Source organism: Mycobacterium sp. IDUB_19, from assembly GCF_055419445.1.
The window spans coordinates 42,561-48,909 of record NZ_JBVAXR010000035.1 but is presented as its reverse complement, the minus strand read 5'-3'; the positions used below and the strand labels follow the sequence as shown (position 1 = coordinate 48,909).

Below are 6,349 nucleotides of genomic sequence, written 5' to 3'. Positions count from 1 at the left end.
CGTGGAATGTGGGAACGTTCGGCCGAAACCCGGTCGCGCTGGTCGTGCGGAACGAAACCCACGATGTCCTCGCGTGAGGTGATCATCAGTTTCTGAAATATCGACGCTATTTGCGCGTCGGTGGTACGCGTCGAGGTTCCTCGGCGCACTGCGATGGCGCTGTTAGGCCAGCCGGCCGCGGCCAAGATGGCGACTTCCTGTTCAGCCTTCGACAAGGTCTGCCAGCTCGAGGCACCCTTCGTCACCGGATGATCGGTGTTTATCGAGAAGGTGCCCGCTGCGATGCGCTGCAGCTCGGCGCGCTCGACAAACAACCGCGACCCGCGTTTCTCGGCGTCGGCGTAGCTTTTTTGCCCGAGTACCTCGCGCGCGATGTTCTCGGCCTCGCTCGTCTCATCACAAATCGGGCCCATGTTCTCGATCTGCACACCCAGCCGGGCTCGCTGGGTCTTCACACCTCCAGCGAGATAGGCGACCTCGCTCGCCAACGGGACCACGGTGCTGCGCCTGGTGTCGGCGGCCGCCATCCGGTCGGCGATCAGTCGCGCCAACGACCACATACGAATGTGGATCACCCAGTTGGGGCCCCATTGATCCCCGGTCGGCAACGAGTAGGCGAGCGCAGCGCGACCCAGCTCCAACGCCTCTTCCGCATCGCCGTGTTTGGTTAGCGCGATCGCCAACACCATCTGGGCCCACGACCGTGCTATCTCAGCACCGGCCGCGGTGGTCCGCTCCAGGTGACGCTGACAGATGCTCATCGCCTGCTCGGCAGATCCCAAAAGTCCGGCGGCCATGGCCTCGAACATCTCGCTCATCGCCTCGCCGCCGCGATCTGCCATGCCGTGAAACTTCTCCCGGGCACGAGCCAGCACAGCGATGGCCCGCGCATCCCGTGCCCACATCAGCTCGACACCCCACGCGTAGTCGACCACAACAGGCAACCCCGTATCGGTTTGTGGCTGGTCACGCCAATGCCCCGCGCGGGCCGCATCTGCATCACACTCAGCAACGCAGCGTTCCAAAAGCTCTTCGGCATGCTGGGAACGCCCCTGGACCAGGAGCAACCATGCGATCAAGGCCATCGCGGCAAGCTCGAGTTCGGGCACCCGGTGTTGCGATGCTTTGGTCGTCGCCAGCGTCCGCTCGATGCGTCCGCAGATCTCCGGCAACGAACCGAGGCGGAACGGCGCGCGAAGCGACAGCATGCCAATGGCAATCTGCAGCCCTACGACTGGCTCCCCGGCCGCCATGCTGGTATCGATGGCGCGTCGGATGTTCGACCACGCCCCAGATGCCCAGGTCACCAGCTCCGGTTCGGCGGGACCGAACCATTCGGCCTGTGCGTAAAGGACCTTGTCGCGGTAGTAAAAGTAGTGCCGCTGCGCCAGCCGGGCCGACTCATCGACCTGCTCCGTGGAACGCTCGGCCAAACGCTCGGCAGCGAACAACCTCAGGCTTTCCAGCAGGTAGTAGTTCACGGTATCGGCTGTCCTATGTACCGAGACCAGCGATTGCTCCACCAGCCGGTCCAGCAGTTCACGGATCTCCGTGCGGACCAGGCCAACATCTCCGCGAGTCTGATCTGCACCCGCACGACGCGGCGCCCCGTCGCAGCCCTCGATTGGCACGTCGTCGGCACACACCGCTCCGATGGCCTCCAACTCCGCGCCCACATCGGCTACAGCCTCACCGGCGTCCTCGGGGTTGACGTCATGGCCCGGGGCGAAGACCGACAACCGGTCAAACAACAACCGCTGCTTGTCGGTGCACAACTCATACGACCACGCGATCACATCACCGATCGCGTGGTGCCGATCCTCTGACCCCACCCGTGGCCCATGACGCCAGCGCATCCGCGCATCGTCGGATTCACCACTGAGCTGCTCAAGAATCATCGGCAACGGCTCATAAAACCGTCGCGCCGCCGCCAACCGGATAAACAGTGGATGCCCGTGCATGTGCCCACAGATCTGCTCAGCCAACGCGACCTGACCGGCCTCGGTGATCCGATGACCGGCCAGCTCGGCGCGCTGACAAAACAACTCCAACGACTGCGTGGCCGACAACGGCCCCACCGTAACCAACTGCTCATCAATCCACCCCACCGGCTCGCGACTAGTCACCAAGACCGTCAACCCCGGCACCGCACCCAGCAAATCGTCGATCACCGCCCCCGCACCAGCCAGCACATGCTCACAGTTATCCACCACCAACACCGTCTGCACCACCCGACCAGCCCCATCGAGGGCCGACAGCCGCTGCACCGCACCCTCCCACGCCGAGGCACCCACAAACCCCTCCACCAACACAGACCCCGCGACTGCCTCACGCACCGCCACGACATCCGAACCCTTGGGCAAACGCGCCAGACGCACAATGAACACCGGTGTGCGCCGAGCCCTGTGCAACCGACGCGCCGCCTCCTCGGCAAGCCTGGTCTTGCCGATCCCCCCCGACCCGATCAACGTCACCAACCGCGCCGGCCCCATCACCAACGCACCCACCCGATCCAACTCGCGCTCACGACCAACAAACCCACCCCCCACAGGCGGGAGACCAGCCGGATCACCCAGGTCACTCGTAGGCATACCTAGGGACGATAGCGGTCCATAGGTATGCCACCAACGGCTACCCAACATGTGTCAACCAACTGCCCGAGAAAGTGGCACTCACACGTGGTCTGACATCCCAAGCATCAGCGTGCCAAGAACCAGTGGTACTCCCCGACAAATTGATAACTGGGCTGCCAGAGCCTCGAACAGCTCGCTCACGGCTTCATCGCCGCGGTTTGCGATGGCGGTGAACTTCTCGCGCGCGAGCCAACACGGTGATGGCTCGCGGATCGCGGCGGACCAACAGCAGCTCGGTACCCCAGGCGAAGTCGACCACGGCAGGAAACCCGATGTCGGTTTCTGGCCGATCGCGCCAATTCCCTGCGCGGAACGCATCTGCGTCGCAGGCACCGACATAGCGTTCTAGGAGCTCCTCGGCCTCCTGAGGACACCCCTGCAACAGCGCCACCATGCGAGCTGGGCGGTCGCTGCTAGTCGGAGCCCGGTCGACTCGGGTTCCAATGCTTGCGTCGCCGCCAGAGACTGCTTGAGTCGACCTCGGATCTCAGGTGAAGACCCAAGAAAAAGGCGCGCGAAGTGACAGCAGCCCGACACATATTTGCAGCGCCACGACAGCCTCGCCAGGCCACCTGCATGCCGGTGTCGAGGGCGCGCTGGATGTTCGGCCACGCACCACGCGCCCAGTTCAGCAGCTCTTGCTCAGCCGGACCGAACCCCTTGGCTAAGGGTCGCAGGATCTTGTCGCGGTAGTAGTAGCAGTGCCGCCGCGCCAGCCGGGCCGGCTCATCGACCTGCGCGATGGAACGCTCGGCCAAACGCTCTTCAGCGAACAGGCGAAGGCTCTCCAGCAGGTAGTAGCCCACTCGAGGCGCGCACAGTTGCGGCCAGCGCGGTTCATTGTTGCGGCAGCATCTCGCTGTGAGCAATACATCAAGTATCGGCGATACTAATAAGTCGCGCGGGTGAACCGCCCCGGGGCACATCAGTCTCTTCGGGCATGCCGGGACGGTCCACGCGAGAGTTGCTCGCGTACAAGTCAATTGGGTTTACGTCGCTCAGTTGCGAAATACTCACGGTGTCCGCCCACGTCAGCACCGGCGTCGGCTCGGCGCTGGGTTATCAGATGGACCTTGGTTTGTCTCGACTTTGGCGGGGAAGATGGGAGCGCTCCTCCAAAACCCGGTCCCGCTGGTCATGCGGGACGAAATCAACAATGTCCTCACGCGAGCTGATCATCAGTTTCTGAAATATCGACGATATTTGCGCATCGACAGTCCGAGTCGAGGTTCCTCGGCGCACTCCGATGGCGCTGTTGGGCGATCCGGCCGCGGCCAGAATCGCGACTTCCTGTTCGGCCGTCGACAAGGTCTGCCAGCGCGATGTCCCCTTGCTGGCCGGATGATCGACGGATGGCGGGTCTATCGACAAGGTGCCCAGCGCGAGCCGCTGCACCTCCAAACGCCCAGGAGACAAGCTTGACCCGCGTTTCTCGGCGGCGACGTAGGCTTGTTGGCCGAGCACCTCACGCGCGATGTTCTCCGCAGTCCTCGTTTCATCACCGAAGGACCCCATGCTGTCGATCACCATGCCCAGCCGGGCTCGCTGTACCTTCACACCGCCGGCCAGGTAGGCGATCTCGGTTGCCAGCTTGACCAGCATGCCGCGACTAGTGTTTGCGGCGGCACTCTGGTCGGTGATCAGCCGCGCCAACGACCACATACGAACGTGAACCACCCAGGTCGTGGCCCACTGATCCCCCTGGGGCACAAGGTAGGCCAGTGCGTCACGACCCAGCTGCAACGCCTCGCGCGCATCGCCGTGTTTGGTCAGTGTGATCGCCAACGCGATCTGGGCCCACGACCTAGCCAGCCCTGCACCGGCAGCGGTAGTCCGCTGCAAGTGTCGCTGGCCGATTCTCAGCGCCTGCTCGGCCGATCCGTGGAATCCTGCCGCCATGGCCTCGCAGAACTCGCATACCGCCTCACCTCCGGGGTCTGGCATGTTGTGGAACTTCTCGCGGGCCCGAGCCAGCACAGCGATGGCGCGAGGATCGCGGCGGGCCCACATCAGCTCGACACCCCAGGCGTAATCCACCACGACAGGGAGCCCGATATCGATTTCTGGCCGGTCGCGCCAGTGCCCTGAGTCGGCCGCCTGGACACCGCAGGCAGCAACGCAGCGTTCCAATAGCTCTTCGGCCTCCTCAGGACACCCCTGGACCAGGGCCAACCACGCGAGCTGGGCCATCGCGAAAAGCTGAAACTCGTCCAGCTCGGGTCCCGATGCTTGCATCGCCGCCAGCGTTTTCTCGATGCGATGTCGGATCTCCGACAACGAACCGATGAGGAAGAACGCACGTAGTGACAGCACGCATACGCCGATTTGCAGCCCGATCGCCGCCTCGCCGGCAGCGATGCTGGTATCGACGGCGCGCCCAATGTTCGACCACGCCCCAGACACCCAGGTCAGCAACTCTTCTTCGGCGGGACCGAACCACTGGACCCGCGCGTTGAGAACCTTGCCGTGGTAGTAGTGACAGTGCCGCCGCGCTAGCCGGGCCGGCTCGTCGCTCTCCTCGGTGGACCGCTCGGCCAAGCGCTCGGCAGCGAACAGGCGAAGGCTCTCCAGCAGGTAGTAGCGCACCGAGTCGGCGCTGATGTGGATCGAGACCAGCGATTGCTCCAGCAATCTGTCGAGCAGCTCACGAATCTCGCTGCGGGCTAGACTAACCGCGCTCTGATCACCGCACTTTCCGTCCGGCACACCATCGCACCCACCGACCGGTACGTCGTCGGCGCACACCACCTCGATGGCCTCCAACTCCGCGCCCACATCGACCACAGCCGTGCCGGCATCCGCGGGGTTGACGTCATAGCCCGGCGCGAACACCGACAACCGGTCAAACAACAACCGCTCCTTGTCCCCGCACAGCTCATAAGACCACGCAATCACGTCGGTGATGCTGCGGTGCCGATCCTCCGACCCGACCCGCGGTCCATGCTGCCACCGCATCCGCACATCGTCGTATTCGCCACTGAGCTGCTTAAGGATCATCGGCAACGGCTCATAGAACGTCCGCGCAGCTGCAAGCCGGATGCACAGCGGATTCCCATGCATACGCCCGCAGATCTGCTCAGCCACCGCCACCTGGCGCGGCTCGGTGATCGGATGGTCGGTCAGCTGGACCCGCTGGCGAAACAATTCCAGCGACTGGGTGGCCGACAACGGCGGTATCATCTCAAGCTGCTCATCGACCCAGCCCACCGGTTCGCGGCTGGTCGCCAAGATCGTCAACCCCGGCACCGCATATAACAAATCCGCGATCACCGCCCTCACCCCGGCCAGCACATGCTCACAGTTATCCATGACCAGCACCGTGTCCACGACCCGGCCGCCCCGATCCCGCGGCGAGAGCCGCTGCACCGCGCCCTCCCACGCAGAACCACCAACAAACCCCTCCACCAGCACAGACCCCGTGACCGCTTCCCGCACCACCGCGACATCCGAACCCTTGGGCAAGCCCGCCAGGCGCACAATGAACACGGGTGTGCGCCGCGCCCGGCGCAACCGACGCACCGCCTCCTCAGCAATCCTGGTCTTCCCGATCCCTCCCGACCCGGTCAACGTCACCAAACGCGACCGCCCCACCAGCAAGGCACCAACCCGATCCAGCTCCCGCTCACGACCGACAAACCATTCCCGAACCGGCAGCACGTCGGCCCGACCACCCGGATCCCTTTTAGCCACGTTGCAAGACGATACAGCAGGTTTCA

3 protein-coding genes are annotated in these 6,349 nt (G+C 64.2%); all 3 read right to left on the bottom strand.

All coding sequences use genetic code 11. The annotated features are described in order from the left end of the window. A partial coding sequence (locus ACZY0B_RS22025; protein ID WP_463766352.1) for a helix-turn-helix transcriptional regulator occupies nt 1-2,549 on the bottom strand: 2,549 nt, incomplete at its 3' end. 497 nt (nt 2,550-3,046) lie between these two features. Continuing rightward, on the bottom strand, nt 3,047-3,439 hold the full coding sequence (locus tag ACZY0B_RS22020; RefSeq protein WP_463766351.1) for a hypothetical protein: 393 nt from the start codon (nt 3,437-3,439) through the stop codon (nt 3,047-3,049). 256 nt (nt 3,440-3,695) lie between these two features. Next, on the bottom strand, nt 3,696-6,323 hold the full coding sequence (locus tag ACZY0B_RS22015) for a helix-turn-helix transcriptional regulator (RefSeq protein WP_463766350.1): 2,628 nt from the start codon (nt 6,321-6,323) through the stop codon (nt 3,696-3,698). Nucleotides 6,324-6,349 lie beyond the last annotated feature (26 nt).